This window comes from Streptomyces sp. NPDC001100 (genome assembly GCF_053598575.1).
On sequence record NZ_JBSFKO010000026.1, the window covers coordinates 140625 to 142112 of the forward strand.

At 70.6% G+C, this 1488-nt stretch carries 1 protein-coding gene; it reads left to right on the forward strand.

Annotation, left to right across the window (positions count from 1 at the left end; translation table 11 throughout):
• Nucleotides 1-240: 240 nt before the first annotated feature.
• Nucleotides 241-1194 carry an SMP-30/gluconolactonase/LRE family protein gene (locus tag ACWDEW_RS32195; RefSeq protein WP_450517428.1) on the forward strand — a complete coding sequence of 318 codons (954 nt, stop codon included), beginning with the start codon at nucleotides 241-243 and terminating at the stop codon, nucleotides 1192-1194.
• Nucleotides 1195-1488: the final 294 nt, after the last annotated feature.

Sequence of the window (1488 nt, forward strand, 5' to 3'; positions counted from 1 at the left end):
CGGATTCTTCCCGACCTCGATGTCGAGAGAAGCGGCCTCCGGAAGGCGGTGCCGGCGGAGCGCGGGTACCCGAGCCCGCGGTTGCGGGTGGGGCGGGTGGGAACTCCGGGCGGTGACGGGCCGTTGCCCAAATGCCGGGCCCTGGCGTGGAGTTGAAGAAGATTTCACCTGAGTACCAGGGCTCGCCCGAGTCGCCGAGTTCGCCCGACCGCACCCCACTCGTCCCCGGAGGCCCGAACGATGACCCGGAACCACCCCCAGCCCACCCGGCGCGCCGTCTTACTCGGCGGCGCCGCCCTGACTGCCCTCGCCGTCACGGCCGGCACCGGCACGGCACGCGCCAACTCGTCGACCGCCGAGGCCGGTTGGCCGACGGAGTTCCCGCTGCCCAACGGCTGGCTTCCCGAAGGCATCGCCATCGGCAGCAGGCCGTACGCCTACATGGGCTCCCGAGCCAACGGCGCCATCTACCGCACCGACCTGCGCACCGGCGAGGGCAAGGTCCTCTCCGCGGGCGCCACCGGCCTGGTCTCCGTCGGGCTGAAGCTCGACCACGACGGTCTGTTGTACGTCGCCGGCAGCACCGGGGCCGCGCGAGTCGTAGACTCCCGCACCGGCGAGATCCTGACGACCTATCAACTCACTGCCACCACCGGTCACTTCATCAACGACATCACCCTGCTCGGCGACCGGGCCTGGTTCACCGACTCCCTCGACGCCGTGCTCTACGGCGTCCCCCGCGGCCGTACGGGCGAGGTCACCGCCCTGCCGCTCACCGGCGACTGGGCGCAGACGCCCGGGGTGAACAACGCCAACGGAATCGTCGGCACGCCGGACGGCCACGGCCTCATCGTCGTCAGCAGCACCCCCGGCAAGCTCTACCGGGTGCCGCTCAGGACCGGCGCCGCCACCGAGATCGTCCTCAGCGGGGCGTCCGACGTGGCCAACGGCGACGGTCTGTTCCGGATCGGCCGGACGCTGTACGTCGTCCAGAACCGCCTGAACCGGATCAGCGTGTTCGACCTCGACACCGAGGTCACCACCGCGACCCTGCGCACCTCGATCACCGACCCGCGCTTCGACGTCCCCACGACCGCCGCCCGCTTCGGCAACCGGCTCTATCTGGTCAACGCCCGCTTCACCACCCCGCAGACGCCCGACACGACGTTCACCGCCGTCGCCGTGTCGATCTGACGCGGCAACGGGCGGGGCTCCCTTCGCGAAGAGGTGCGAAGGGAGCCCCGCTCGATGGTGGGTCAGCGGTGCGGTGTCGGCTCAACTGTCTTTGCGGTAGTCGCCGTTGCAGTACCGGCGGTGTTCGTGCCGACGGCCGGAGCCGCCGTGTTCGCGTAGGGCGGCCGGCCGCACCGAGCCGGATCACACGCGAGGCATGTGATCCGGCCGTAGGTCATGCGGTGCTGGTGCGCGAGTGCGTCAGCGCTTCGTGTAGATGAAGCCGACCTTGTCCAGTTCGTCGCCGGAGCGTCC

What these genes read in the sequence shown, in the direction of transcription:
- ACWDEW_RS32195 (WP_450517428.1), top strand. Translation starts at nt 241, where the DNA reads ATGACCCGGAACCACCCCCAGCCCACCCGGCGCGCCGTCTTACTCGGC.